This window comes from Enterobacter sp. IF2SW-B1, assembly GCF_001743375.1.
GTDB classification, from domain to species: Bacteria; Pseudomonadota; Gammaproteobacteria; order Enterobacterales; family Enterobacteriaceae; genus Enterobacter; species Enterobacter bugandensis.
In genome coordinates, this window is record NZ_MJAA01000001.1 from 368,869 (window position 1) to 392,871 (window position 24,003).

Sequence of the window (24,003 nt, forward strand, 5' to 3'; positions counted from 1 at the left end):
TTGTTTTTTAGACAGAGGATTGCTTAATGATAAATAAAATTTTTGCACTTCCGGTAGTCGAACAACTTACCCCTGTGCTCTCCCGCCGTCAGATTGACGGTGCCGACGTTATCGTCGTTGACCACCCGCGCGTTAAAGCCTCCGTGGCGCTGAACGGCGCACACCTGCTCTCCTGGAAACCGGAAGGCGAAGCGGAAGCGCTGTGGCTGAGTGACGCCACCTCGTTCAAAAAAGGGGATGCGATTCGCGGCGGCGTACCGATCTGCTGGCCGTGGTTTGGCCCGTCCGCACAGCCGGGTTTGCCTTCTCACGGTTTCGCCCGTAACGAGCAGTGGACGCTGAAAGCGCATAACGAAGATGACAACGGCGCAGTGCTGACCTTTGAGCTGCAGGCTAATGATGAAACCCGCGCCCTGTGGCCGCATGATTTCACCCTGTATGCCCGCTTCAAACTGGGTCAGAGCTGCGAGATTGAGCTGGAAGCCCACGGCGAGTTCGAGACCACCTCTGCCCTGCATACCTACTTCAACGTGGGTGACATCAATGCAGTGAAGGTGAGCGGCCTGGGCGATACCTTTATCGACAAAGTTGATAACGCGAAGGAAGGTAAGCTGAGCGACGGCGTTCAGGCGTTCCCTGACCGTACTGACCGCGTCTATCTGCATCCGGAAGCGTGCAGCGTGATCCACGACGGTGCTCTTAACCGCGGCATTGAGGTGGTTCATCACCATCACAGCAACGTGGTGGGCTGGAACCCGGGGCCTGCACTCTCCATCAGCATGGCCGACATCCCTGATGACGGTTACAAAACGTTCGTCTGCGTGGAAACGGCCTGCGTAACCACCCCGCAGAAAGCGAGCGAGGAAAAGCCGTCTCGTTTAGGGCAGACAATTCGCATCGTTAAGCGATAAGGTCGCTGCACCACACCAAAGCAAACGGGGCGCAAGCGCCCCGTTTTGATGCAATGATTGCACCGCGATAATGCACAATCAGAACTTGTAGGTCACACCCACCGAGAAGATGCCAGCCCAGGACTTATCAACCATCGGGCTATCCTTCACTTCGTCGCTCAGACGCTCGTAACGGCCGGTACCGTAGACGTTCCAGTCGCCAAGGAAGTTATAGCTCGCGGTCAGCTCCAGGTAAGGATCCCAGCCATCATCGGCGCTGTAGCTTTTCAGCCCACTGCGGCGGGACTCGTTTTTAGAAACGCCGTAGTAATAGTCGTTGTAGTTTTCACTGTTGTACTGCACGCCGATACCCGGCGTCAGGGTGAGCCCACCGTTGGTATAGCGATACAACCACGCCAGATCCCAGATAAAGCCGTTGCTATTATCCAGCGTATCACCCGCCAGGGCCGTACGGAGGAAGCCATACTGGGTGTTATGCACGTATGAAAGCCCGGCCATCATGGAGCTTTTGCGCTTGTCGAGCTGGCGAAGCGCGTGGCTGTCGCTGTCGCCTGGCTTGAAGTGCGTTGGATCGTAGTAGGCCATGATAGAAAGCTTATCGGCCGTATCGTTCCACAGATAGTAGCCGCCGCCGAGACCGCGGAACCAGAAGTTATCGCCTTCATAGGTGATAACGGGTACAGGATAAACATCGCGGTCATACTGTTTGTATGGGCTGTTAATGACGCCAACGCCCGCACCCACCGTCCACTGACTTTCCGCCTGAGCGGTGCTAACTGCGGTCGCGGCAAGGATGCCCAATGCCAGAAGTTTGAGTTTGGTCACAATCCATTCTTTCCTGTAGTCAAATAATCAGCGGGTGAAGTGTAACCGCCATTCCCGTACATCCCAAAATTTTTTGCCTGCTAATCAGTCTGATTAACCCATTATTTTTAACTTTTCAGATGACAACCCGCTTTCATTTATATGACCGCTGAATGAAAAACGTGCTTAAGCCTTATAACCAGGGTGGAAATTTTTGGATGAGTTATTGATATGTCATTGAAATTAGTTTTTCTCAGCATGCAAGTTTGGCAAATGCCATCTACGCTTAAATTTAAGAAGAGTTTTCCTGAACACCTGCGGTTCTTAGCGTCTGACCTGGCACACAGGTTGCTGCTCTGGCAGTGGGGTGCGAGAGATTCTCTTCCGGGAGCCTCCACTACTCATACGAACGGCTCTTATCCTGTGCTAAAAAACGAAAGGACGGCATGCCATGAATATATTCGATCACTATCGCCAGCGCTACGAAGCTGCCAAGGACGAAGAGTTCACACTGCAGGAGTTTCTTACCATTTGTCGGCAAGATCGCAGTGCCTATGCCAATGCGGCAGAACGGCTATTGATGGCTATCGGTGAGCCAAACATGGTTGATACTGCCCTGGAGCCACGGCTTTCCCGTCTATTTTCGAATCGGGTGGTCGCCCGATATCCGGCGTTCGAAGAGTTCTATGGTATGGAAGATGCCATTGAACAGATTGTCTCCTATCTGAAGCATGCCGCCCAGGGTCTGGAAGAGAAGAAACAGATCCTCTATTTACTCGGCCCCGTCGGCGGCGGTAAATCCTCGCTGGCTGAACGCCTGAAGTCGCTGATGCAGCGCGTACCGATTTATGTGCTGAGCGCCAACGGCGAACGCAGCCCGGTGAACGACCATCCGCTGTGCCTGTTTAACCCGCAGGAAGATGCGCAAATTCTGGATAAAGAGTTTGGCATCCCGCGTCGCTACCTCGGCACCATTATGTCGCCGTGGGCGGCAAAACGCCTGCACGAATTTGGCGGTGATATCACCAAATTCCGCGTCGTGAAAGTGTGGCCATCCATACTGGAGCAGATCGCTATCGCCAAAACGGAACCGGGTGATGAGAACAACCAGGATATCTCGGCGCTGGTGGGTAAAGTCGATATCCGTAAGCTGGAAAACTTCGCACAAAACGACCCGGATGCCTATGGCTATTCCGGTGCGCTGTGCCGCGCCAACCAGGGGATTATGGAATTCGTCGAGATGTTTAAAGCACCGATCAAAGTGCTGCATCCTCTGCTGACGGCGACCCAGGAAGGGAACTACAACGGTACGGAAGGTATCTCCGCCCTGCCGTTTAACGGGATTATTCTCGCCCACTCGAACGAATCGGAATGGGTGACCTTCCGTAATAACAAAAACAATGAGGCCTTCCTTGACCGCGTGTACATCGTCAAGGTGCCTTATTGCCTGCGGATCTCCGAAGAGATCAAAATTTACGAAAAACTGCTTAACCACAGCGAGCTGGTGCATGCGCCATGCGCTCCGGGCACGCTGGAAACGCTCTCGCGCTTCTCCATCCTGTCGCGTCTGAAAGAGCCGGAAAACTCCAGCATCTATTCGAAAATGCGCGTCTACGACGGTGAAAGCCTGAAAGATACCGATCCGAAAGCGAAATCGTACCAGGAATACCGCGATTACGCCGGGGTTGATGAAGGGATGAACGGCCTCTCCACGCGTTTCGCGTTTAAGATCCTCTCCCGGGTCTTTAACTTCGACCACGCGGAAGTGGCGGCCAACCCGGTTCATCTGTTCTACGTCCTGGAGCAGCAAATCGAGCGCGAGCAGTTCCCGCAGGAGCAGGCTGAACGCTACCTTGAGTTCCTGAAAGGCTACCTGATCCCGAAATACGCCGAGTTCATTGGCAAAGAGATCCAGACGGCCTACCTGGAATCCTATTCAGAATACGGGCAGAACATTTTCGACCGCTATGTCACCTATGCTGACTTCTGGATCCAGGATCAGGAGTACCGCGACCCGGATACCGGCCAGCTGTTTGATCGTGAATCCCTGAACGCGGAGCTGGAAAAAATCGAGAAGCCTGCCGGGATCAGCAACCCGAAAGACTTCCGTAATGAGATTGTGAACTTCGTCCTGCGCGCCAGAGCGCATAATAACGGGCGCAATCCGAACTGGACCAGCTACGAGAAGCTGCGCACGGTTATTGAGAAGAAAATGTTCTCCAATACCGAAGAGCTGCTGCCGGTGATCTCGTTTAACACCAAAACCTCAACCGACGAGCAGAAGAAACACGACGATTTTGTCGACCGTATGATGGAAAAAGGCTACACCCGCAAACAGGTTCGCCTGCTCTGCGAATGGTATCTGCGCGTGCGTAAATCGTCCTAAAACAAGTGCCCGGTAGCGCCTGCGCCTGCCGGGCCAACAAAAACGCAAGTTGGCAAATGCAGTACGGGGGGTATATGACCTGGTTTATTGACCGGCGTCTTAACGGCAAAAACAAGAGCACGGTGAACCGCCAGCGCTTCTTGCGCCGTTATAAAGCGCAAATTAAACAGTCGATCTCCGAGGCCATCAATAAACGCTCGGTGACCGACGTCGACAGCGGCGAGTCTGTCTCCATCCCTACCGATGACATCAGCGAACCGATGTTTCATCAGGGGCGCGGCGGCCTGCGCCATCGCGTTCATCCAGGTAACGACCACTTCGTTCAGAACGACAGAATTGAGCGCCCTCAGGGCGGCGGCGGTGGTTCAGGAAGCGGTCAGGGGCAGGCCAGCCAGGACGGTGAAGGCCAGGATGAGTTCGTTTTCCAGATTTCGAAAGATGAATATCTCGACCTGCTGTTTGAGGACCTTGCGCTGCCGAATCTGAAAAAGAATCAGCATCGTCAGCTTAACGAGTATAAAACCCATCGCGCGGGCTATACCGCTAACGGCGTGCCCGCCAATATCAGCGTTGTGCGTTCGTTGCAGAATTCTCTGGCGCGCCGCACGGCCATGACGGCAGGCAAACGTCGCGAACTGCGCGAGCTGGAGAGCAGCCTGAAGGTCGTGGAAAACACGGAGCCGGCGCAGCTGCTGGAAGAGGAGCGCCTGCGTAAAGAGATTGCCGAGCTAAGAGCGAAGATCGACCGCGTGCCGTTTATCGATACCTTCGACCTGCGCTACAAGAACTACGAAAAACGTCCTGAACCCTCCAGCCAGGCGGTCATGTTCTGTCTGATGGACGTCTCCGGCTCGATGGACCAGGCCACCAAGGATATGGCGAAGCGTTTCTATATCCTGCTCTACCTGTTCCTGAGCAGAACCTATAAGAACGTGGAAGTGGTCTATATCCGCCATCACACCCAGGCCAAAGAGGTGGATGAACATGAGTTCTTCTACTCCCAGGAGACCGGGGGGACCATCGTATCAAGCGCCCTGAAGCTGATGGATGAAGTAGTGAAAGAGCGTTACGACCCGGCGCAGTGGAACATTTATGCCGCGCAGGCGTCGGATGGCGACAACTGGGCCGACGACTCACCGCTGTGTCACGAGATCCTGGCGAAGAAAATTCTGCCGGTGGTGCGTTACTATAGCTATATCGAAATCACCCGTCGCGCCCACCAGACCCTGTGGCGGGAATATGAACATCTGCAGTCCATGTTCGATAACTTTGCCATGCAGCATATCCGCGATCAGGATGATATTTATCCTGTGTTCAGGGAGCTGTTCCACAAGCAATCTGCTACCAGCAACGCATAACCCAACAGCCAGCGAATCCGCTGGCTGTTTTCTTTCGACCCCGTTTATCCCGTGCTAATGTAGCAAGCTGCATACTGGATTATCACCGGGAAAATTGTGATGACTGACGACGTTATGGGGACAAGTACCCACCATCAGCTGATTACCTTACTCACCGAGCAGGGCGCGCGTTTTCGCGTCATGGAGCACGAGGCGGTGGGGAAATGCGAAGCGGTGAGTGAAATTCGCGGGACCGATCTGCGCCAGGGGGCAAAAGCCCTGGTCTGCAAGGTGAAGGGCAACGGCGTTAAAAAACACGTACTGGCGATTCTGGCCGCCGACCTGCAGGCCGATCTGAGCCAGCTTGCCAGCCATTTTGGCGGGCTTAAAGCCTCCCTCGCCAGCCCGGCCGAGGTCGATACCCTTACCGCCTGCGTTTTTGGCGCGATCCCGCCCTTTAGCTTCCATCCTGATTTGGCGCTGGTGGCCGACCCGCTGCTGTTCGAGCGTTTCGACGAAATTGCCTTTAACGCCGGTTTACTGGAGAAATCCGTGATCATGGACACCCAGGATTACCTGCGCATCGCCCGTCCTGAGCTTGTAAACTTCCATAAAGCGTCGTCGTGACGGCGCTAGCCTCTTCTTTCCAGAAACAGCACGGAGGCGACGAGAATCACGGCAATAGCGAAAAACGATGAGGAGATAATGAGCGTTTCAACAAACATGTGATCGTTCATGATGGCGATCCCTTTGCGATACCTGCCTTCGTTTTAATCCGCGTAAATGACAGGGTAATGACAGCGATAAAATCTTTTAAACGCTGTCCTCCGCCGCGTTTGCGCGTACAGTAAGCAGGATAATTATTCTGGCAAGGATCCCCCCATGTTTGACCCGACTCTGCTCATTCTTCTGGCGCTCGCCGCGCTCGGCTTTATCAGTCATAACACCACCGTCGCCATCTCGATTCTGGTGCTGATTATTGTGCGCGTGACCCCGTTAAATACCTTTTTCCCGTGGATAGAAAAACAAGGCCTCACCATCGGGATCATCATTTTAACCATCGGGGTGATGGCTCCCATCGCCAGCGGCACCCTTCCCGCCTCAACGCTGCTGCACTCGTTTGTGAACTGGAAATCTCTGGTGGCGATCGCGGTGGGGATTTTTGTTTCGTGGCTGGGCGGACGCGGCGTTACGCTGATGAGCAGCCAGCCCTCGCTGGTGGCGGGCCTGCTGGTGGGCACGGTACTCGGCGTGGCGCTTTTCCGCGGCGTGCCGGTAGGCCCGCTGATTGCGGCAGGGCTGGTGTCCCTGTTTATCGGGAAGTCATAGTCAGGCTGGCCATGTAACGCGCCGGCGTCTGGCCCAGCCCCTTTTTGAACATGGTGATAAACGCGGTGGTAGAGTCATAGCCCAGAGACTGTGCCACCTGCTGCACCGATTTCCCGCTAATCAAATGCTGTAACGCCACAATCAGCTGAAGCTGGTGACGCCAGCGGCGAAAGCTTAAACCGGTCTCTTTGACCACCAGCCGCGCCAGGTTGCGTTCACTCATCGCGAAATGGCTCGCCCACTGTGCCAGCGTCTGCCAGGCGGCGGGCTCTTCCGCCATCTTCTCGCTCATCAGCCGGATTTTAGGATGGGGAGAGACGGGCAGCTGCAGATGCTCCTGGCGCTGGAGCGGCAGCTCGTCAAACAGGACGTCCACCAGACGCGATGTGGCCGCAAGATGCAGCTGTTCACGTGATTTCTCCGCCAGGGATAAAATAAGTTCCCGCACCAGAGGAGAGATTTTCAGGGTGCAGCAGCGGTCGGGCAGGCTGGCGGCACCAGGCTCAATAAACAAAAAGCAGAGCTGCGCCCCCGGCGTGGCCCTGTTGCTGTGCGGCATTTGGCCTGGGATCCAGACGGCATACTGGGGCGGTACCATCAGCATCGCATTTTCCACTTCGCAGGTGATCGCGCCGCCAAGGGCCAGAATCAGCTGCCCCTTACGGTGTTGATGCTGCGGAATATATTGTTCTTCCGTCACCACGCGGATGCGAAACGCGACGGCCGCATCGTGCTGGCTATCAGGATCGTAGCCGTCCAGTCCCAGACCAATCATCAGGTTGTCCGATATTAGCGATAAACTGTCATTTTAGCCTGATTTCAACCGCTGAGAAAATCGGTATTGTGTGCGCTCGCTTGAACGTATGAGAACACAATGACTACTGCTCTTCGCACCTCAGGAAAACAGGGCGCGCTGTTGATTGCAGGCATCCTGATGATTGCCACCACGCTTCGCGTCACCTTTACCGGCGCAGCGCCGCTGCTCGATACCATTCGCCTTGATTATGGCTTAAGCACGGCGCAAACCGGTCTGCTGACCACCCTGCCCCTGCTGGCCTTTGCTCTTGTCTCCCCGCTCGCGGCGGGCGTTGCCCGGCGTATCGGCATGGAGCGCAGCCTGTTTATCGCCCTGATGCTGATTTGCATCGGGATTGCGGTTCGCTCCCTGCCCTCCGCTACCCTGCTTTTCATCGGAACGGCGGTGATTGGTTGCGGGATCGCGCTGGGGAATGTGCTGCTGCCCGGCTTAATTAAGCGTGACTTCCCGGGTCAGGTGGCAAAACTCACCGGCGCCTATTCCCTGACGATGGGTGTCTCTGCCGCGTTAGGCTCGGCGCTGATTGTTCCCCTGGCGCAGGGTGATGCGGGCTGGCATGGCGCGCTGCTGATGCTGATGGCGTTTCCGCTGATCGCGCTGTTGCTCTGGCTGCCGCAGTGGCGTCAAAAACACGTCGCAACGGTAACGGGCGCAGGCGCGCTGCATAACCGAGCGATCTGGCGCTCGGCACTCGCCTGGCAGGTGACGCTCTTTCTGGGGATTAACTCGCTGATTTATTACGTCATCATCGGCTGGCTGCCGGCCATATTACTCAGCCATGGCTTTAGCGAAGCGCAGGCCGGCTCGGTGCACGGTCTTTTACAGCTTGCCACGGCCGTGCCGGGGCTTGCCGTTCCGCTCGTCCTCCAGCGCCTGAAGGATCAGCGAACCATCGCCGGAGCGGTTGGGCTGATGTGCGCGGTTAGCGCGGCGGGTTTGTGGTTTATGCCTGAGATGGCGGTGATGTGGACGCTGGTGTTTGGCTTTGGTACCGGGGCAACGATGATCCTCGGCCTGACGTTCATCGGCCTGCGCGCCAGCTCCGCACACCAGGCGGCAGCGTTGTCCGGTATGGCACAGTCTATTGGTTATCTGCTCGCCGCCTGCGGTCCGCCGCTGATGGGTAAAATTCACGATTCGGCTGGAGACTGGCGGATCCCGCTTCTCGCCTGCGCGCTGGCCGCTGTCGTCATGGCCATCTGCGGCGTACTTGCCGGGCGCGACCGGGAAATCGCGCCCCGATAAACACGGTGGCAGACCATCGGGTCTGCCTTTTTTACCCGCGCGCGGCGCGCAGCATTGCCTGCACCAGCACCACCGGACGCCCTTCCAGCGCAGCACGCTCGTGCTGGAATAAGGTGATCACAAAGAACGGATGGGTCACCAGCTCCGCAGCGCGAATTTCCCCCTGCTCGTCCCAGCCCGTCACGCGCATATCACCGCTCTCCAGTTCCTGAGCAAACGCCGCCGATACGCCATAGTTACAGTGATAACCCTCTACGATTTCCGGCTTTCCGTAGGCCTTCGCGATCAGCGTATTATTGCGCAGCTCAATGGCATCGGTTTTTTCCACCAGCGAGCAGGTCAGCGGCGCAATCACCATCGTGCCTTCGGTATCCGTCTCAGCATGTGCCGCGTCGCTCCAGCCCAGCACGTTACGGGCATACTCGATTAACGCATGCTGGAACCCACCGCAGGTGCCCAGGAACGGAATGCTGTTTTCACGCGCGTAGCGTGCGGCAATAAAGGCCGCCTCGGTATTTTTATAGGGGCTTGCGGGAACCAGCCAGATGGCATCGTAGCCCACCAGATCCTCAGAACTGGTTAATTCCGTGGTGGCAAGCCAGTCGTAATCGGCGGTGAGGTCAAGGACCGCGGCGGCATCGTCAATGGCCAGCGGGATCGCCTTGTGTGCAATAACATCAGGATTGTAATCGCCAACCAGCGCAATGCGCAGCGTCGTTTTAACCGGGAGGTGTTCCATGAAAGGTTCCTTATGCCAGAGTATTATCAGATAACATAAGGAACCTCAGACTACCGATCTTCTGCAATTATCACAATACCTTAAATTGGGAGGGTGGAATCATGATTCAGTGCAAACGCGTCTATGAACAGGCGAGCCCGGGCGATGGCTATCGGGTTCTGGTGGACAGGCTCTGGCCCCGTGGGGTGAAAAAAACGGACCTCGCGTATGACGAATGGTGTAAAACGCTCACACCGTCCAGCGCGTTACGCAAGGACTTTCATAGCGAAGCGATTGATTTCGCGGCCTTCACTAAAGCCTACAAGGAAGAGCTGGCGCAGCATAAGGACGAAGGAGAGCGTCTGGCGGCGCTGGCGAAAAAGCAGACCGTAACCCTGCTCTACGGCGCGAAGGACACGAAGCAGAATCACGCTCTGGTCTTAGCCGACTGGCTGCGCCATCTGTGATCAGCCGACCGTCAGCTCATCCTGAATTTGCGGAGCTTCGTCCGGGGTGAGCGGCATCAGGTGTTCGGCGCGAACAAACGCAAAGCCGTGCTGATTATCAAAGGCGTAGACGTCTCCCGTCACCAGCCAGAGCGCGCGGTCCGCGCTTGCGGGTAACTGCGTCATCACGCCGTTGACCGGGTTAACGAAACGCTGGCCGGGTTGGCAGAGACCAAATAGCTCCACAGATTTACCAATATTGCGACGGCCTGACGCCGTGCGGGCACCGACGATCATCGCCACGCTGCCCGGTTTAAGCTGAAACATACTTCTCTCGCGGTAACGGTAGCCAGAAATTGGCTAAGAATAATCCTAAAGAGAAGTGTATCGCAGCTACTGTCCCTCTGTCACCTGGCAGGTTGCGGATGATCGCGACGATAGAGCGTCCATTCGTCGATCACTTCGCCACCGGGCAGCTTGCACTCGGTGCGGACCCCCTGCGGACTTTGAATCGGGACCTGTTCCCCGCCCTTTTCCAGACAGTAAACGGAAGCCGGGTTCGCCATGCCCACGGCGTGCGGCGGTTTCGGGGCGTCGGGTGGGGTTGTTTTTGCGGTGCAGGCAACCAGGGGAAGCGCCAGCGCCAGTAGCAGAAATCTCATCTTGTTGATCCTTTTGACATCATCATTGGCTAAGGGTAACGGCTTGTCGCCGCTTTCTCCATGATTTCTCCATTCTAACTGCACTTTTCAACGCTACAGTCTGGCATGTTCTCACTTTGACCAGAGAACATCATTCCGTAATCAAGATGTCTTTGCCCCGTTCTCAACAACGGGGCTTTTTTTCCCGCCTGCTGCCTACCTCTGCATATATTAAATTTTCTATATTCATGTTTTACTATGCCGGAAGCCTAAAAATTCAGCATAACATGCAGATGCAGACGTCTTCTGCCTGGGAGTCATTCTACGTCATGTCGGATCTTATCCTCGCTCGCGTTTCAGAAACCCTTGCCACCGAGCAATCCCTTGAAAGCCTCGTTCGTCAGCTGCTGGAGATGCTGGAAATCGTCACCGACATGGAGTCGACGTATCTGACGAAGGTGGATATAACAGCCCGGCTGCAGCATATCCTCTATGCCCGAAACAGCAAGCAGATGACTATCCCGGAAGGGTTAAGCGTGCCATGGGATGAAACGCTGTGTAAGCGCGCGCTGGATAGCGACACATTATTCAGTAACGATGTCCCCGAACGTTGGCCGGAGTGTGAAGCGGCTAAAGCGCTCGGCATTACCACTTACATGAGCATCCCAGTGCATCTTGCCGATGGCTCACTTTACGGTACGCTCTGCGCCACCAGTACGGCAAAGAAACCGCTCAGCGAACGCGGTGAACAGATATTAAAACTTTTCGCCGGGTTGATCGGTCAGTACATTCAAAAAGAGTCTCTGGTCACCCAGCTTCGTGAAGCCAATGCGGCCCTCATTGCACACTCCTATACCGATGCTCTGACCGGTCTGCCCAATCGTCGCGCCATTTTTGAGGATTTAACGACCCTGTTTTCTCTGGCACGGCATCTGAAACGTAACGCCATCATTGCCTTTATCGATCTGGATGATTTTAAACTGATTAACGATCGATACGGGCATGAAGCAGGCGACCAGTTCCTGATTGAAGTGGGCAAGCGTTTGACCGCAGAAAAACAGCAGGACGATATCATCGGCCGGCTGGGCGGCGATGAGTTTCTGGTGGCCACTCTGAGCAACGTCGAGAATGAGGAGCAAATTCACCTTCTCAGAACGCGCCTCAGCGCCCGAATTGCGGGGGAATACTGGCTGGGTAGCATCAGCATCATTTATCCTGGCGCCAGCCTCGGCGTTATCGAAGTGGATCCCGGCGTAACCGATCCGGACAGTGCGTTACGTGCCGCGGATATCGCGATGTATCAGGATAAGAAAGGAAAAAGCAAAACAGGCTTTCTCGCGATGGATTAACCCCGTACACTCTACGGCGTTGTAAAAACCGAAACAGGTGATGATATGAGAATAGGGATCCTCTTCCCGGTCGTTATTTTTATAACGGCGGTGGTATTTCTGGCGTGGTTTTTTGTCGGTGGTTACGCTGCTCCGGGGGCATAAATGAGAAAAACCACCCTCATTATGTTGATCGTTGCCGTCGTGGCGTTTGCCGGCACGCAATTTGGCTGGTGGTAAACCCGTTACGTAAAAAGGCCGCCATATGGCAGCCTTTTTAACGCTTCAGTATTAGCTTTTGATCTTTCTGTAGATAAACAGCACAACCAGCGCGCCGATCACCGCGACCGCGAAACTGCCGAAGTTAAAGCCATCGACTTTACCAAAACCGAACAGCGTACTGATCCAACCGCCGACTACCGCGCCGACAATACCCAGTATTATGGTGACGATAAACCCACCGCCATCTTTGCCCGGCATGATCCACTTCGCCAGAATACCCGCAATAAGCCCAAAGATAATCCAGGATAAAATTCCCATAACTTTCCTCTCTGTATGGTTTTTGTCATTAAATCAACGACACAAAAAGGATAGCACAGGATCTGAGAAAGGAAATTTGTGATAAGCCTCACAGAGAGAGTCTGCGCATTTCTTCATCAACATGCCCTTCCACAAGAACTGTGGGGTTGCATCTTTTGTTGAGAAAGATTATCTTTCTCAACACTGAATAGTTGAGATAAACACTCAGGTATTCAGTACGACATTGCTCACATTGCTTCCAGTATTTCTTGCCCACTCATGAGTGGGCTTTTTTTTGATCAAGCCCCAACGAAAGCGTGCCGGTTGCGCCCGCCGCGTTTTGCCTGATAGAGCGCCTGGTCGGCAGCATTAATAATATTCTGCTGGCTACCCGCGATGTTGACAGCACGCGCACTGGAGACCCCTACGCTTACCGTGACCCGCCCGAAGGGGCTAAACGCGTGTTCAATTTGCTGAGAGAAAACATAGCGAATAATCGTCTGCGCAAGGCGGAGCGCCTCCTGGATATCCGTTTCAGGCAAAATCAGCGCAAACTCCTCCCCGCCATAGCGCGCCACAATCTGGTTGTCGCGAGTGAGACTTTCCCTGAGGCAGTTTCCCAGCAACGCCAGGCATCTGTCCCCTTCCGGATGACCGTAGTTATCGTTGTACTTTTTGAAGTAGTCCACATCCACAAGGAGCAGCGAAACCGGCGCGTCCTTTGCCGCACACGCCGCAATTACCGAGAGGATTTTTTCATCAAAGATGCGCCTGTTATAAAGCCCTGTCAGCGCATCCTCCGAGGCAATAATCTTTAGCGCTTTGTTATCCCGTGCTTTTCTGGATAAGTCGGAATAGAGGAAACAGGACGCCACGATGAGCGTCGCGGTAAACACCAAAATAAGTGCGGCAAGCTGAATCGCCTGCTTGCGCCACGGTGAAAGGGCTTCATCAATGCTTACCGCTACCGTCGTAACCAGTCCGTAGCGCCTGTTTTTCTCATAGGCATAAATGCGTTCGATTTTATCAAACCTGGAGACAGAGCTGGCTATCCCTGTATTTTGTACCTTGAGGTATTTTCTGAAGAGAGGTGAGTCAGAAAAAATCGTACCGATATAGTTATTTTTAAAGGGATAACGAATCAGTAAAACGCCTGCTTGCGTCGTTAAACCAATAACGCCCGCGTGACCAATATTAATCTGTCCATAAAGTGCCAGAAAATTTTCGATACCCAGCGTCACCACCACAACACCGTTAAATGCACCGGTGTGGGTTTCAAGGCGTCGGCTAAGAGTAATAACCCATTTACCATTGGTTCTGCTTATCACCGGCTCACCAATATAAATCTGCTGACTTTTATTTTCCTTGTGATAGACAAAAAATGCCCTGTCCGTGCCATTATGGGGGCCCGCAAAATTTTTGTGCAATGCAGTGAAGATATCCCCATGCGCATCATAGACAACCACATTATTAATCTGAGTAAGAAGATTATCCTGATTGCTTATCATTCGCTGAATATTGATCGCCTGTTGGGGGGTCATACCATAAATTTCGATTGTGTCGGAAACGGTGGTAATCAACATTTCACTTTGGCGAATGATCCCTTCCGTGTAGACGTTAAGGGTATGGCTCAGGTTGGCAACGCTGGTATTGATTTGCTGAATTGACTGCTGTCGGGACGTGGCAATCTGGACGGCAAGCGACAATGAAACAATCAATGAGACAATGATGACGGTAATGGTTGTTGTGTAAAAAGTATTTTTCACATGCACGAGCTTTTCCACCTTATCACGCCTGGCATCCCTGGCTGACAACTCTTGTCACTGTAACAAAGCTCAGGTTAAGAGGAAAACAAATTGCACTTAAGCATAACGGCTGCCGTTATTATCAGGCTTGTAGCTTGCACTGCCTGTGATAAGATTTGAGAGATGAGGGAGCGGACAGGGTATCTGGAAAATGAAAAAGATCATTGCCGTTACTATCGTTTCAGCGTTTCTGGTCTTCCTGTCTCTTTTTGCGGTTAATGCAGTTATCGGGAGCCAGCAGAAAAGCAAACAGCTTGAGATTTCCCGAACCCTTTTACAGCATTCAGAAAGTCTGACCCAGAGCATGGCGCAGACGCTCAAAAACCTGACCACACAGGGATGCGACAGAGACAGCCTCGATCGCTACCGGCAGGTCAAGCTCGAAAGCCGCTATGTCGCTGACGTCGGTTTTATTGAAAAGGGAAAAATAGTCTGTACCGCTTTTTGGGGTAAACTCGTTAATCCTGTCCCGCTTCCTGAAGAGCTCCATGAAACGCCCAGAGGATTTCTCCTCGCGCAATTTTCGAGAAAAGATTTTTTTACCGGCAATGCGGCCATCTATAATAATCACATTATCTTCACCTCCCGCTATGCTTACGATAAATTCACCCCGGTTACGGAGAGCTATTCTCTGAGCACCACCACCAGGGACTTAAGCAGAACGTTTTTTTCGGCTACGCCTGAATTAAACCAACAGAGCGAACTGAATTCCTCCTTGTTTACCCTGACCCTCACCCGGTGCAGCACCACGTGGGATTTGTGCGTCATTGTGAAGCATCACAACGCGGGACTGGCCTCGTTATCTCCCGTTGTATTTATCGTTCTCGCGGTCATTTTATGTTTTATCTGGATTGCGATAACGCTCTTTTTCTTTCGACTCAACGAGGACCGGTTCTCCCTGGAGCGGACGCTGGTCAAAGCTGTTATCACTAATACTATCGGCGTTCATTACCAGCCCATTGTTCGGATTGAGGATAAAAAAATTGTAGGTGTGGAGGTCTTGTCGAGATGGCGTGACGCAAGATACGGTGACGTCTCCCCGGAACTGTTTATTCCATTAATCAAAAAAATTGGCCTGTATAAAAATTACTATATTAATATTCTCCAAAAATCCCTTTCGGATATCGCGCCACTTATTATTAAATATCATCTGGTTGTTTCGCTCAATGTTGGCCGAACGGAAATTGAAGACGGACAGTTTATCAGCATTTTGCGCCGTAGCTGTTTAGCTAATAACATTCCGCTCTCTCTGATCAAAATCGAGCTTTCTGAAAAAGCCATTTCAACGGGGAATATTCTGGAAGATTTCTGCAAGGATTTAAAAAACCTTGGCGTGAGAATATCCATTGATGACTTCGGGGTGCAAAACTCAAACCTGGCAAGGCTTTCGCTGCTTGAATATGATGAGATCAAAATCGACAAGTCGCTGGTCGATGGCATCAGTGAACATTACAAGCAGAACATTTTTGTCATTTTTAGCGACGCCCTCGCAAAACTGAATAAAACGCTTGTTTTCGAAGGCGTAGAGAGCGAAATACAGTATCGCTTTATTGCTGAAAGATACCCCGAGGCGCTGATTCAGGGATGGTATTTCTCAAAATCCGTCACCCGAAGCGAGCTTGCGAAGCGACTCGCTGGGATCGCGCGGTAGGTTACTCGTTTCCCCACTGATTGAGAAAGTTCGCAATATCATCAATACGTTCGGCACGAACCCCGGCTTCACGCGCCATCTCCTGCTGAGCTTCCTCATCGATCTCCTCATTATTCGACAAACGCGTGAGAAGCAGCTGGAAATAATGCGCCAGCGAGTCCTGCTCTGACTCACTCACGGGCTTTGTGGCTTCCGTCGCGTACTCTTCGACGATGTCATAATACTTCAGTGGGATTTCGTTATTCATAACAGCGTTAACCTTTGAGGGTGAAGCCACAAGTATATCCGACGACGTACGGTTAACCAACGCGTTGCGTCAGATAAGCAGGGCAAGCAGGGCTGCAAGAGCAGGTATGGCCTGAACGTACAGTATCTTTCGGCTGGCGGTCGCTGCGCCAAAGAGTCCGGCAATCAACACGCAGGTCAGGAAGAAGATGGCCACAGATATACCCTTTTCACCAAGCCAGAGGCTCCAGAGCAGACCCGCAGCCAGAAAACCATTATACAGCCCCTGATTCGCGGCCAGCACGCGGGTATCGCGCGCAAAATCGGGACGCAGATTAAAGGCCTTGTGCCCCGTTCTGGTGTTCCACAGAAACATTTCCAGCACAAGAATGTAGATATGGATGAATGCAACGACAGCGATAAGAACAGTAGCGAGCATCGTGTTATTTCCTGCAGGCAGAAGCAAAAAAAACGGGAACCCTCAGGCCCCCGCTCTTGTTTAACCCAGAATCTGGATTACATGTTCGCGATAATCGCGTCGCCAAACTCTGAACATTTCAGCAGCTTAGCGCCTTCCATCAGACGTTCGAAATCGTACGTTACGGTTTTCGCGTTGATCGCGCCTTCCATACCCTTCACGATCAGGTCTGCGGCTTCGAACAATTCCATATAACACAGTAGTATTTCATTAAATCAATCATGATGCATTGATTTTTCAGTTAAAAATTCATATTTGTCGCGTTCATCACACTTTATTGACTAAAAGCTAACCTATTGATTAGTTATAATGATTTTTGGGTTTTGATAACTACTTTTGGCTTTATTAATTAATTTCTTAATGGGTTCGCTGCGATCCTCCTTCTCTCCCTCCCCTATACTTTGAGTTTGACACTTGGCTGGAGGTTTCTATGTGCGGACGTTTTGCACAAGCCCAAACTCGTGAAGAATACTTGGCTTATCTAGCCAATGAAGCTGACCGCGACATTGCATTTGACCCGGAACCAATTGGACGCTACAACGTCGCTCCCGGTACAAAAGTCCTACTGCTTAGTGAACGTGATGATCAACTGCATCTCGATCCATTGTTCTGGGGTTACGCGCCAGAGTGGTGGAATAAGCCGCCACTGATTAACGCGCACGTCGAAAATGGGGCCGGCAGCAGAATGTTTAAACCTTTGTGGCAGCATGGCCGGGCTATCTGTTTTGCTGATGGCTGGTTCGAATGGAAGAAGGAAGGCAACAACAAACAGCCCTACTTCATTCACCGTGCTGACGGCCAACCCATATTTATGGCGGCGATCGGCAGCACGCCTTTCGAACGCGGCGATGAAGCAGAAGGTTTTCTGATAGTGACGTCTGAAGCTGATAAAGGCCTAGTCGATATCCACGACCGCCGTCCACTTGTTCTTTCACCGGAAGCTGCCCGGGAGTGGATGCGCCAGGATATAGGCGGAAAAGAAGCTGAGGATATAGCGGTCGATGGGGCTGTACCCGCTAACAAGTTGATCTGGCACGCAGTTACGCACGCTGTGAGTAACGTGAAGAATCAGGGACCGGAGCTAATCGAGGCAGCACAATAAAAGGTAAAAGAAACCAAGCACGTCCGAAATGAGCGAGGAGCGGAAGTACAAAACTGTTTGTACAATTAATGCGCGTTACTAACACGCTAATCCTAATCCACTTCTTCCGAGCGACCTCAATGGCAGAAAGAGGTGCACAAGTAAAGTCGAACACAATAACAATGAATTTCAGCAAAGCTCGTGATAAAGCAGAAATTGATTGGGGTGATGGCACACCAGCTACTTTCGATGAACAACGATCTTTATCAGAACGTCTTTATAAAGCTCAAGGTATCGATACTCAAAAATTGCTGGGACATAAATCGCCTAATCAGACAGCCCGGTATCACGATGATCGTGGAAAAGGTTGGGTTAAGATTTTTCTATAAAGGAGCAAGTGCTCCTTTATATTTTTTTAATAAAAATCCCCTTTAACTAAAAAAGATTATGCCATTTTATTACTTTTAAAGTTCACCTTCATTTATCCATGAACATAATAAAAGCTTCCCTACTTAATTCCACTCAATGATTTTAGGCTGTGGTCAATCAGCTTTTATCTAATTTGAGGACACAAAAAAAAGTCCGCATTCTTACGTAAATAATTTTTAACATCTCTATATGCACTAACAATATAAAACCTTGCATAAACATATAATTAATGACAGTTAGAGAAAAAACTTCTGTGATGATCACCGCTGAGGCAGCGCCAATCAACCCGAACTTGAGAGAAAGAAAATAAGAAAGAACTATACTCAAAACCAATATGAATATAGTTTTATATAGTAAGAATTTATATCCAGAATACTTAATAATGATTTTTGACGAAGCCATACCAAGTGTCGACAGCAATGTAGCAAAGCATAATAAAATGCAGGGTGTTATTGATCCTTTATACGCTACTCCGTATATCCAAAGAATCACATAGTTTATCACGAATGTCATTGCCAATATTACTGGGATTGACAATAAAATTATATTTAAGTGAATCCTTGCCCCTAAGTTAATTATTTTTGAATTATTTTTTTCTCTAAATATTGATGGTAGGCAAGAAGTTAATAACGATAACAAAATGAAACTCCAACTAGTAGCAAGAGTTTGAGAAACCGAATATATACCTACATCATGATTACCATACAAACACGAGATTACAATTACATTCAATCTCGAATAAATTGATGCAATGATCGAAGGAATAACGAGAATGCTACCAGCATAACTCAGATAAAAAAAACGTCTTCTTAAAATTTTATATTTCATTGCTCCTGTAATTTTATATTCTCGATGGAATAAGTATAACTTAATAAAATAAGGAACGGCACTTATTATTACAAGCGGCAATCCAAAATAGATAGCCTGTACTTTATATTCAACCATTAATGACCTAATTACTAAACCTGAAATAAGGCCTGTTACGTTTGCAAGGGCATTTACTCTAGAGTTCAGTAATGACTCATTAAAACTTGTATAAGTGTCAATGGTGTAAAAATAATAAGCTAAACATATTGACAGCACTAGTATCATACCTGTTAAATCCAGGCTCGCATTTAAAAGCATAATACAAGCACTTGCAAAAAACATATAAATTATACTTCTCAATATAAATATAGGCATCATTAATTGAATGCCGCCCATCAAGTTAGTGTTTATTCTTTTGTAAAAAATACTATCGCTACCAAAAACTCCGCCAACTTGAATAATTTGGAAAATAGCAGTAGCTATTGCTATTTGCCCAATTATAATAGGCCCCAAATATTTAGCGACTAAAGCATTTATGAGGAAAAGACCAACTACGCCAATTGATTTTTCTGTTACCATCCAAAAGAAATTTTTTTGAGTTTTAGTCAACACTTACTCAACCTCATTTAAAGTTTAATTCTCTTCATCATCTTTATAAAGTAAATCGATGAATTTATTTACATCCATACTATCTTTATATAATCGGATATAATACCAAACAGCACCCAACAACAGTAATACAATACATATAAATATAATCAACATATTCAACCCTCGTTTTAAGACTAAATAAAAAACCAACCTAAAAACATAATCATTGTATGGCATTAAATAATTAAATATAGAGAATTTGAGGTTTCATTATTAAAAATGCTTATTTAACACAAGTACGGATATATGATTGTTATATCAAAGTTCCTTGCCATATACTTTATTAACAATATATACGAAGCTCAGTTAACACAAAACCACCATCGTGGTCGACTATGAAGTATGATAGGTTGATAAATTTTAATGTTCACAGCACTAACTCATGATGATTTGATACATAAAAAAACTAAATAAATTATGTAGAATTACACAAAAACATGCTTAAATTTAAACTTGCCATCTTCCAGAAAGATTATATGATTACCTAACATCAAACTTTAAGAATGAAATTAGTAGCAGAGGCATCAAATCATGTTCAACCATATCTTAGAGATTGTTGAAGGATCTAACAAATTCATGCGCATTTATGCGTCAAATGGACAACGAATAAACTTCACGCTTAATAATAAACCACATGTATACTTTCTCACTGAAGGCAGAGTAGACATTTATAGAAAAGCAGACGACATTGTAATATTCACTGTATATGCACCTTATATTTTAGGTATAATCTTCATGTTCGAAAAGGATGATTATCATTATTTTCGAGCTTCAACGGATGCAACTTTCACAGCAATTCCAGCTAAAGAATTAGATAGTTTGGCTGATAGTAATAATTTGTGGAAACATTTTTTTTTAATGACTTGTGAAATTACTTTAAACTTTTTCAAAAGAGATCAGAGATTTTCATCAAAAAATGCCTACGACATTATAAAAAATAACTTAGAATCTATATGGGAGCTACCAGAGAATGAAAGAACTCAAATTTCTGTATTTAAGTTCATTTTGTCTAGAAGCACAATTTCTCGTAGCTCATTAAATAAAGTATTAAAAGACCTCCATGATGGGGGTTATATTAATATTCACAGAGGAAAACTTTTAAACATTAAAAACCTACCACTAAAATATTAATCATTTAGGGGGCAGGAAAATTTTTCGCCATAATGGTGTTGTCTCTGATGCAATTCTCTTCTTTTCATTGATGCGATAATTAGCATAAAAACAATAGATTGCAATTGGAATCAATACCATTATAGCTAATATAGAGACCACATTAAACATGTTCATATAGACCTTCTTTTGTTGCCAAAGCATACATATACAGTTCATGTCTATTCTTTAAATTTAACTTTTGCAAAATATTTCGCCGATGAGAACTTATTGTTTTTTTGGTTATGTTAAGCATAATTGCAATTTTATCATCCGTTGTTCCTTCAGAAAACAAAGTAAAAAGAAGAGTCTCTTTTTCTGAAAGTTTTTTAAAACAAATTTCATCGAAGAAGTAACTTTGGTTTGTTAAGTCATTAAAACATTCAATATATTTATCTAGGTCATAATTACATGGCAAAATCAAAGTTTTTTCTGGTCTATATTTTGACACTGCATAGCAATGTAAATAGTTATCTGTGATAATAATGTCTTGCGTATGGTACTTGTGATAAAAGATTAGGGTCGGAAGTTTCGATGTTTGTTCAATGCAGTATGTATAAGATTTAAAAACCTTCGAATCCTCAATAAGTTCCCTGATGCCATGATATAAAAAATAGTTATCAGTAATAACGTATATTCTTATTATTTTTTTTGAAAACATTTTATTCACCATGAAAGTCAGAACAAATAGCCTATACCAATGATGAAAGTATTCACTTCTTTTTTATCAACAATGCCAAGTTCATATCCTGAATTTAATTGAATGTGGTCTGTTAGGTCGTAAAACAAACCAGCACCAAAAGCACCTCCATAAATCTCATGGCTTTGATTGGGTTTCATTTTTGAACCACAAGAAAGACCAGCAAGCCCATATAAACTTATGTCTTGTGTGATGTTAAAGGCTATCCCGGGCATAATAGATGCATATTTGTTTTTTAAATATGCTTCCCCAGCTCCAGTTGTGTTCTGTATATAAGTACCTGATGCGACCAGAGCGAAATTATTCATATCGTGTTTAAACATTACATTTACGCCATGCATCATTTCCGCCCCATTTTCTTTGCCTAGCGCATAATTCATAGATACTGAATTACTAGCAAATACAGGCGTTGCAATAGTGCTAAATAAAACACAAACAGCTGCAAGATTAAATTTATTCATATTTCCTCCATATATTCACTTTAAATATACAGAGATAAAATAGTGTTACCAGCATATAAATACACATGCAAAAGTTTTAATAGCATAATAGAATGTTTATTTTTGTATATTAGGTAAGGTTGTGAGCACTAAACCGTCATCCCAGATGAAGGAATTTAAGGTCAGGGTAACCAGATTTTTCATTCCTAATACTTAGGGCAGTAAAACGATCAATCACTTAAAGTGAATAATATGCCATGCGTGAAATTGTTATGGCTGATGAGGGAGGAGCAGGGAATTACATCAGCTAAAGAGAGGGTTTTGTTAACCTTTTTTGATAAATTTTTGATAACCGTTCGAAAACAAATAATAAAAACGGGAACCTATCGGCTCCCGTTCGTGCTTAACCCAGCGAGTGGATTACATGTTCGCGATAATCGCGTCGCCAAACTCTGAGCATTTCAGCAGCTTAGCGCCTTCCATCAGACGTTCGAAATCGTAAGTTACGGTTTTCGCGTTGATCGCGCCTTCCATACCTTTGACGATCAGGTCTGCGGCTTCGAACCATTCCATATGGCGCAGCATTACATGTTTGAGCTTTACTTAAGCTACTGCTTTTACAGACAATTATCAACAATCTTTGTTTCATTTTACGACATTAACGCCATGTGCTAACTTGCTGATACCACTATCATTGTTTTTAGTTTTGGGGAATGAAATGACTGGCGATCTCCTTCTAAGTACTTCTTTCGAACACCTTCTTTGCTGCCCTCATTGCAAGGGTACTTATCTGCACCAATACAAATATGAAATTTTTGACCGTGCAGAGGATGCACGAGAAGGTAACCACGTAGTTGTTGATGGATCCGATGTGACTATCAATCGTTCGATGGAAGGAAACCCATCAGCCAGAAGGGATGGATTGAAAATTTATTTCACTTGCGAAGGGTGCGAAGAAAATCCGACTTTGCTCATTACTCAGCACAAAGGGCAAACCTTTCTTCAGTTTGAGTAAACGCTGTCATGTGGTGTCGGGGGGCGGAGAATCAAATCCTCTCGTGCCGACCAAAATTATTATCAAAACCAGCCTTTTACGGCTGGTTTTTTGTTGCCGTTAAATTGTGATGGCGAAAAGATGGTGAAATGATGGTTGAAGCCTGCTTTAAATTGCCGGGCAATCATCGTTACCAACCCTGTTAAGACTATGCGTTAGGACGCCAAAAACCTCTACGTCATCCAGCGCATCGCCTTCGATCGCTTCACCCTCTTCAGTTATCAATGCCGCCCCGTAAAGCTTTGCAAACTCGTTCCTGTTATCCATTCTTACCAGTAGCGTATCTCCCTGCTCTGGCCTCATGGCAACGTTAATGACAGCCCAACCGCATGACGTTTCTATTACCCTGCAGTTTCCATCAATTCCGCATAACAGCTCGATGGTTAACCGTTGTTCTTGGTAATCCATTGCTGGTGAAGGAAAGCCCATCAGAATACCCTCCCCATATTACGCAAGATCCAGTAACGGTTATCACTGCCATCCGTCGTCTTATCAGCAAAATCAGGCTGGTATCTCTTAATCCATGCGTTAGCGTCTGCCTGGCTGAAATGCCAGTTCTTCTCGCGCAAATTATTGATGAATTTGTTTGTTTTTAGGCAAAGGTAGCCCTTTGGATTCTGTTCTATAGAGGCTAAAAAAGCTACGTGAATATCATATTGGCGAGGCATAGCAGCACCCTCACTTGATCATTGACTGTATGCATATACAGTAGTATTTTTGTTTCACCAGATCAAGTCAGCAAGGATGGAGAGTGATGTTCGTTGAGTTGGTTTATGACAAGCGAAATGTAGAGGGGCTCGAAGGGGCCAGAGAAATTATTCTGGCCGAGTTGACGAAGCGGGTGCACCAGATTTTCCCTCATGCTGAAGTGAAGGTGAAGCCGATGCAGGCGAACGGCTTGAATAGTGATGCCAGCAAAAGCGATCGGGAAAAGCTGAACCGCATGCTGGAGGAGATGTTTGAAGAGGCCGATATGTGGCTGGTGTCCGATTAGCTAAGCGCGAACTTGAAAAAGTGAGTCATACCCTACATATAGGGTTGAAAAATGAAAA

General features: G+C 48.4%; 29 protein-coding genes and 3 pseudogenes. 15 read left to right on the forward strand and 17 right to left on the reverse strand.

Features of this window, described 5'->3' with window-relative positions; translation table 11 throughout:
- Positions 1 to 26 precede the first annotated feature (26 nt).
- Positions 27 to 911, forward strand: coding sequence for a D-hexose-6-phosphate mutarotase (locus A6013_RS01770; protein ID WP_069732428.1), 885 nt, complete (start codon positions 27 to 29; stop codon positions 909 to 911).
- 78 nt (positions 912 to 989) lie between these two features.
- Here the strand turns inward: A6013_RS01770 and A6013_RS01775 are convergent, their stop codons facing one another.
- Positions 990 to 1,736: a MipA/OmpV family protein gene (locus A6013_RS01775; RefSeq protein WP_041910477.1), complete on the reverse strand. Its 747-nt coding sequence runs from the start codon at positions 1,734 to 1,736 to the stop codon at positions 990 to 992.
- 430 nt (positions 1,737 to 2,166) lie between these two features.
- On the opposite strand from A6013_RS01775, the gene yeaG reads away from it, so the two are divergent.
- The 3 genes from yeaG (at position 2,167) to A6013_RS01790 (ending at position 6,065) form a co-directional block, all read left to right on the forward strand.
- A complete protein-coding gene (gene yeaG / locus A6013_RS01780; protein ID WP_014883443.1) occupies positions 2,167 to 4,101 on the forward strand; it encodes a protein kinase YeaG in 1,935 nt (644 codons plus the stop codon).
- A 74-nt stretch (positions 4,102 to 4,175) separates the two neighbouring features.
- Positions 4,176 to 5,459 carry a YeaH/YhbH family protein gene (locus tag A6013_RS01785; protein ID WP_028012767.1) on the forward strand — a complete coding sequence of 428 codons (1,284 nt, stop codon included), beginning with the start codon at positions 4,176 to 4,178 and terminating at the stop codon, positions 5,457 to 5,459.
- A gap of 99 nt (positions 5,460 to 5,558) precedes the next feature.
- Positions 5,559 to 6,065, forward strand: coding sequence for a YbaK/prolyl-tRNA synthetase associated domain-containing protein (locus tag A6013_RS01790; protein WP_028012766.1), 507 nt, complete (start codon positions 5,559 to 5,561; stop codon positions 6,063 to 6,065).
- A 5-nt stretch (positions 6,066 to 6,070) separates the two neighbouring features.
- Here A6013_RS01790 and yoaI read toward each other — a convergent pair whose 3' ends face one another.
- Positions 6,071 to 6,175: a small membrane protein YoaI gene (gene yoaI / locus A6013_RS26635; RefSeq protein ID WP_088205013.1), complete on the reverse strand. Its 105-nt coding sequence runs from the start codon at positions 6,173 to 6,175 to the stop codon at positions 6,071 to 6,073.
- Between the two features lie 145 nt (positions 6,176 to 6,320).
- Between yoaI and A6013_RS01795 the strand changes: the two genes are divergently transcribed.
- A complete protein-coding gene (locus A6013_RS01795; protein ID WP_008500737.1) occupies positions 6,321 to 6,767 on the forward strand; it encodes a DUF441 domain-containing protein in 447 nt (148 codons plus the stop codon).
- Here A6013_RS01795 and A6013_RS01800 read toward each other — a convergent pair.
- On the reverse strand, positions 6,751 to 7,542 hold the full coding sequence (locus tag A6013_RS01800; protein ID WP_041910482.1) for a helix-turn-helix transcriptional regulator: 792 nt from the start codon (positions 7,540 to 7,542) through the stop codon (positions 6,751 to 6,753). The genes A6013_RS01795 and A6013_RS01800 overlap by 17 nt on opposite strands.
- Positions 7,543 to 7,641: 99 nt before the next feature.
- On the opposite strand from A6013_RS01800, the gene A6013_RS01805 reads away from it, so the two are divergent.
- Positions 7,642 to 8,829 carry a CynX/NimT family MFS transporter gene (locus A6013_RS01805; RefSeq protein WP_028012764.1) on the forward strand — a complete coding sequence of 396 codons (1,188 nt, stop codon included), beginning with the start codon at positions 7,642 to 7,644 and terminating at the stop codon, positions 8,827 to 8,829.
- Between the two features lie 31 nt (positions 8,830 to 8,860).
- Here A6013_RS01805 and A6013_RS01810 read toward each other — a convergent pair whose 3' ends face one another.
- On the reverse strand, positions 8,861 to 9,568 hold the full coding sequence (locus A6013_RS01810; RefSeq protein WP_028012763.1) for a CTP synthase: 708 nt from the start codon (positions 9,566 to 9,568) through the stop codon (positions 8,861 to 8,863).
- A 101-nt stretch (positions 9,569 to 9,669) separates the two neighbouring features.
- Here A6013_RS01810 and A6013_RS01815 point away from each other — a divergent pair, with 101 nt between their 5' ends.
- On the forward strand, positions 9,670 to 10,014 hold the full coding sequence (locus tag A6013_RS01815) for a DUF488 domain-containing protein (protein WP_041910484.1): 345 nt from the start codon (positions 9,670 to 9,672) through the stop codon (positions 10,012 to 10,014).
- Here A6013_RS01815 and A6013_RS01820 read toward each other — a convergent pair whose 3' ends face one another.
- Together A6013_RS01820 and A6013_RS01825 are read right to left on the reverse strand one after the other, a co-directional pair.
- Positions 10,015 to 10,320 carry a hypothetical protein gene (locus A6013_RS01820; RefSeq protein WP_028012761.1) on the reverse strand — a complete coding sequence of 102 codons (306 nt, stop codon included), beginning with the start codon at positions 10,318 to 10,320 and terminating at the stop codon, positions 10,015 to 10,017. It lies immediately after the preceding gene.
- A gap of 80 nt (positions 10,321 to 10,400) precedes the next feature.
- Positions 10,401 to 10,655 (reverse strand): DUF333 domain-containing protein, encoded by a 255-nt coding sequence (locus A6013_RS01825; RefSeq protein ID WP_045261615.1) that lies wholly within the window; start codon positions 10,653 to 10,655, stop codon positions 10,401 to 10,403.
- Positions 10,656 to 10,963: 308 nt separating this feature from the next.
- Between A6013_RS01825 and A6013_RS01830 the strand changes: the two genes are divergently transcribed.
- Positions 10,964 to 11,983, forward strand: coding sequence for a sensor domain-containing diguanylate cyclase (locus A6013_RS01830; protein WP_063437681.1), 1,020 nt, complete (start codon positions 10,964 to 10,966; stop codon positions 11,981 to 11,983).
- Positions 11,984 to 12,028: 45 nt separating this feature from the next.
- Positions 12,029 to 12,127 carry a YoaK family small membrane protein gene (locus tag A6013_RS26640; protein ID WP_014883431.1) on the forward strand — a complete coding sequence of 33 codons (99 nt, stop codon included), beginning with the start codon at positions 12,029 to 12,031 and terminating at the stop codon, positions 12,125 to 12,127.
- A 126-nt stretch (positions 12,128 to 12,253) separates the two neighbouring features.
- On the opposite strand, the gene A6013_RS01835 is transcribed toward A6013_RS26640, so the two are convergent.
- Together A6013_RS01835 and A6013_RS01840 are read right to left on the reverse strand one after the other, a co-directional pair.
- Positions 12,254 to 12,502: a GlsB/YeaQ/YmgE family stress response membrane protein gene (locus tag A6013_RS01835; protein WP_028012758.1), complete on the reverse strand. Its 249-nt coding sequence runs from the start codon at positions 12,500 to 12,502 to the stop codon at positions 12,254 to 12,256.
- 278 nt (positions 12,503 to 12,780) lie between these two features.
- On the reverse strand, positions 12,781 to 14,265 hold the full coding sequence (locus A6013_RS01840) for a sensor domain-containing diguanylate cyclase (protein WP_248035100.1): 1,485 nt from the start codon (positions 14,263 to 14,265) through the stop codon (positions 12,781 to 12,783).
- A 172-nt stretch (positions 14,266 to 14,437) separates the two neighbouring features.
- Between A6013_RS01840 and A6013_RS01845 the strand changes: the two genes are divergently transcribed.
- Positions 14,438 to 15,937: an EAL domain-containing protein gene (locus tag A6013_RS01845; protein WP_028012756.1), complete on the forward strand. Its 1,500-nt coding sequence runs from the start codon at positions 14,438 to 14,440 to the stop codon at positions 15,935 to 15,937.
- Position 15,938: 1 nt separating this feature from the next.
- Here A6013_RS01845 and A6013_RS01850 read toward each other — a convergent pair whose 3' ends face one another.
- The 3 genes and pseudogenes from A6013_RS01850 to A6013_RS24900 all read right to left on the reverse strand — a co-directional run.
- On the reverse strand, positions 15,939 to 16,184 hold the full coding sequence (locus A6013_RS01850; protein WP_028012755.1) for a DUF2543 family protein: 246 nt from the start codon (positions 16,182 to 16,184) through the stop codon (positions 15,939 to 15,941).
- Positions 16,185 to 16,253: 69 nt separating this feature from the next.
- Entirely contained in the window at positions 16,254 to 16,601 is a 348-nt protein-coding gene (locus A6013_RS01855) for a DUF1304 domain-containing protein (RefSeq protein WP_028012754.1), read from the reverse strand.
- Positions 16,602 to 16,678: 77 nt separating this feature from the next.
- Positions 16,679 to 16,831: pseudogene (locus A6013_RS24900) on the reverse strand (isocitrate/isopropylmalate family dehydrogenase); the annotation flags it as partial.
- Between the two features lie 239 nt (positions 16,832 to 17,070).
- Between A6013_RS24900 and A6013_RS01860 the strand changes: the two are divergent.
- A complete protein-coding gene (locus A6013_RS01860; protein ID WP_069732429.1) occupies positions 17,071 to 17,742 on the forward strand; it encodes an SOS response-associated peptidase in 672 nt (223 codons plus the stop codon).
- A 92-nt stretch (positions 17,743 to 17,834) separates the two neighbouring features.
- Positions 17,835 to 18,110: pseudogene (locus A6013_RS01865) on the forward strand (integrase); the annotation flags it as partial.
- 157 nt (positions 18,111 to 18,267) lie between these two features.
- On the opposite strand, the gene A6013_RS01870 reads toward A6013_RS01865, so the two are convergent.
- Positions 18,268 to 19,569, reverse strand: coding sequence for a polysaccharide biosynthesis protein (locus tag A6013_RS01870; protein ID WP_248035098.1), 1,302 nt, complete (start codon positions 19,567 to 19,569; stop codon positions 18,268 to 18,270).
- A gap of 570 nt (positions 19,570 to 20,139) precedes the next feature.
- On the opposite strand from A6013_RS01870, the gene A6013_RS01880 reads away from it, so the two are divergent.
- Positions 20,140 to 20,739 carry a helix-turn-helix domain-containing protein gene (locus A6013_RS01880; protein ID WP_059355532.1) on the forward strand — a complete coding sequence of 200 codons (600 nt, stop codon included), beginning with the start codon at positions 20,140 to 20,142 and terminating at the stop codon, positions 20,737 to 20,739.
- Positions 20,740 to 20,881: 142 nt separating this feature from the next.
- On the opposite strand, the gene A6013_RS27855 is transcribed toward A6013_RS01880, so the two are convergent.
- The 3 genes and pseudogenes from A6013_RS27855 to A6013_RS24905 form a co-directional block, all read right to left on the reverse strand.
- On the reverse strand, positions 20,882 to 21,430 hold the full coding sequence (locus A6013_RS27855; protein ID WP_083264146.1) for a response regulator transcription factor: 549 nt from the start codon (positions 21,428 to 21,430) through the stop codon (positions 20,882 to 20,884).
- Positions 21,431 to 21,435: 5 nt separating this feature from the next.
- Entirely contained in the window at positions 21,436 to 21,918 is a 483-nt protein-coding gene (locus A6013_RS01890; protein WP_069732433.1) for an outer membrane beta-barrel protein, read from the reverse strand.
- Positions 21,919 to 22,317: 399 nt separating this feature from the next.
- Positions 22,318 to 22,485: pseudogene (locus A6013_RS24905) on the reverse strand (isocitrate/isopropylmalate family dehydrogenase); the annotation flags it as partial.
- Between the two features lie 130 nt (positions 22,486 to 22,615).
- Between A6013_RS24905 and A6013_RS26645 the strand changes: the two are divergent.
- The gene (locus A6013_RS26645; RefSeq protein WP_127348507.1) at positions 22,616 to 22,912 is read left to right on the forward strand and encodes a hypothetical protein; all 297 of its coding nucleotides are present in this window, start codon (positions 22,616 to 22,618) and stop codon (positions 22,910 to 22,912) included.
- 147 nt (positions 22,913 to 23,059) lie between these two features.
- On the opposite strand, the gene A6013_RS01895 is transcribed toward A6013_RS26645, so the two are convergent.
- Together A6013_RS01895 and A6013_RS01900 are read right to left on the reverse strand one after the other, a co-directional pair.
- Positions 23,060 to 23,380: a hypothetical protein gene (locus A6013_RS01895; RefSeq protein WP_069732434.1), complete on the reverse strand. Its 321-nt coding sequence runs from the start codon at positions 23,378 to 23,380 to the stop codon at positions 23,060 to 23,062.
- The gene (locus tag A6013_RS01900) at positions 23,380 to 23,619 is read right to left on the reverse strand and encodes a hypothetical protein (protein ID WP_069732435.1); all 240 of its coding nucleotides are present in this window, start codon (positions 23,617 to 23,619) and stop codon (positions 23,380 to 23,382) included. The genes A6013_RS01895 and A6013_RS01900 overlap by 1 nt, the downstream gene beginning before the upstream one ends.
- Positions 23,620 to 23,705: 86 nt before the next feature.
- Here A6013_RS01900 and A6013_RS01905 point away from each other — a divergent pair, with 86 nt between their 5' ends.
- The gene (locus tag A6013_RS01905) at positions 23,706 to 23,945 is read left to right on the forward strand and encodes a DinI family protein (RefSeq protein ID WP_069732436.1); all 240 of its coding nucleotides are present in this window, start codon (positions 23,706 to 23,708) and stop codon (positions 23,943 to 23,945) included.
- Positions 23,946 to 24,003: the final 58 nt, after the last annotated feature.

Coding starts and splice junctions, on each gene's coding strand:
- A6013_RS01770 (WP_069732428.1), top strand. CDS start 27: ATGATAAATAAAATTTTTGCACTTCCGGTAGTCGAACAACTTACCCCT.
- yeaG (WP_014883443.1), top strand. CDS start 2,167: ATGAATATATTCGATCACTATCGCCAGCGCTACGAAGCTGCCAAGGAC.
- A6013_RS01785 (WP_028012767.1), top strand. CDS start 4,176: ATGACCTGGTTTATTGACCGGCGTCTTAACGGCAAAAACAAGAGCACG.
- A6013_RS01790 (WP_028012766.1), top strand. CDS start 5,559: ATGACTGACGACGTTATGGGGACAAGTACCCACCATCAGCTGATTACC.
- yoaI (WP_088205013.1), bottom strand. CDS start 6,175: ATGAACGATCACATGTTTGTTGAAACGCTCATTATCTCCTCATCGTTT.
- A6013_RS01795 (WP_008500737.1), top strand. CDS start 6,321: ATGTTTGACCCGACTCTGCTCATTCTTCTGGCGCTCGCCGCGCTCGGC.
- A6013_RS01800 (WP_041910482.1), bottom strand. CDS start 7,542: ATGATTGGTCTGGGACTGGACGGCTACGATCCTGATAGCCAGCACGAT.
- A6013_RS01805 (WP_028012764.1), top strand. CDS start 7,642: ATGACTACTGCTCTTCGCACCTCAGGAAAACAGGGCGCGCTGTTGATT.
- A6013_RS01810 (WP_028012763.1), bottom strand. CDS start 9,568: ATGGAACACCTCCCGGTTAAAACGACGCTGCGCATTGCGCTGGTTGGC.
- A6013_RS01815 (WP_041910484.1), top strand. CDS start 9,670: ATGATTCAGTGCAAACGCGTCTATGAACAGGCGAGCCCGGGCGATGGC.
- A6013_RS01820 (WP_028012761.1), bottom strand. CDS start 10,320: ATGTTTCAGCTTAAACCGGGCAGCGTGGCGATGATCGTCGGTGCCCGC.
- A6013_RS01825 (WP_045261615.1), bottom strand. CDS start 10,655: ATGAGATTTCTGCTACTGGCGCTGGCGCTTCCCCTGGTTGCCTGCACC.
- A6013_RS01830 (WP_063437681.1), top strand. CDS start 10,964: ATGTCGGATCTTATCCTCGCTCGCGTTTCAGAAACCCTTGCCACCGAG.
- A6013_RS26640 (WP_014883431.1), top strand. CDS start 12,029: ATGAGAATAGGGATCCTCTTCCCGGTCGTTATTTTTATAACGGCGGTG.
- A6013_RS01835 (WP_028012758.1), bottom strand. CDS start 12,502: ATGGGAATTTTATCCTGGATTATCTTTGGGCTTATTGCGGGTATTCTG.
- A6013_RS01845 (WP_028012756.1), top strand. CDS start 14,438: ATGAAAAAGATCATTGCCGTTACTATCGTTTCAGCGTTTCTGGTCTTC.
- A6013_RS01850 (WP_028012755.1), bottom strand. CDS start 16,184: ATGAATAACGAAATCCCACTGAAGTATTATGACATCGTCGAAGAGTAC.
- A6013_RS01855 (WP_028012754.1), bottom strand. CDS start 16,601: ATGCTCGCTACTGTTCTTATCGCTGTCGTTGCATTCATCCATATCTAC.
- A6013_RS01860 (WP_069732429.1), top strand. CDS start 17,071: ATGTGCGGACGTTTTGCACAAGCCCAAACTCGTGAAGAATACTTGGCT.
- A6013_RS01880 (WP_059355532.1), top strand. CDS start 20,140: ATGTTCAACCATATCTTAGAGATTGTTGAAGGATCTAACAAATTCATG.
- A6013_RS27855 (WP_083264146.1), bottom strand. CDS start 21,430: ATGGTGAATAAAATGTTTTCAAAAAAAATAATAAGAATATACGTTATT.
- A6013_RS01890 (WP_069732433.1), bottom strand. CDS start 21,918: ATGAATAAATTTAATCTTGCAGCTGTTTGTGTTTTATTTAGCACTATT.
- A6013_RS26645 (WP_127348507.1), top strand. CDS start 22,616: ATGACTGGCGATCTCCTTCTAAGTACTTCTTTCGAACACCTTCTTTGC.
- A6013_RS01895 (WP_069732434.1), bottom strand. CDS start 23,380: ATGGGCTTTCCTTCACCAGCAATGGATTACCAAGAACAACGGTTAACC.
- A6013_RS01900 (WP_069732435.1), bottom strand. CDS start 23,619: ATGCCTCGCCAATATGATATTCACGTAGCTTTTTTAGCCTCTATAGAA.
- A6013_RS01905 (WP_069732436.1), top strand. CDS start 23,706: ATGTTCGTTGAGTTGGTTTATGACAAGCGAAATGTAGAGGGGCTCGAA.